Genomic DNA, 230 nt, shown 5'->3' with positions numbered 1-230 from the left:
GTCCAAGTCGTCACCCCCGGCTGGATGAATAAGGGTTCGTGCTGGAAAATGGAAAAATTGACTTCATTGTCCATGGGATTTAACCCCGCAAAGGTGCCGATCTGTGTCATGGAGGTCGAGGGTGGTGATGTGTACGTCAATACCCACCAGCATGACCTCAAGGTCGAGTCGCTTACTGGGTTGAAGGAGCTGTATCGACGCAGGTCTTCAGAAGGCGCTTTACCTTCTGC

At 52.2% G+C, this 230-nt stretch carries 1 pseudogene; it reads left to right on the top strand.

The annotated features are described in order from the left end of the window. Nucleotides 1-230: pseudogene (locus AOA61_RS32090) on the top strand (hypothetical protein); the annotation flags it as partial.

The sequence above is a fragment of the Pseudomonas sp. 2995-1 genome (genome assembly GCF_002742505.1).
Taxonomy (GTDB): domain Bacteria; phylum Pseudomonadota; class Gammaproteobacteria; order Pseudomonadales; family Pseudomonadaceae; genus Aquipseudomonas; species Aquipseudomonas sivasensis.
The sequence above is the reverse complement of the archived record's forward strand: the minus strand, read 5'-3'. Positions and strand labels throughout refer to the sequence as shown.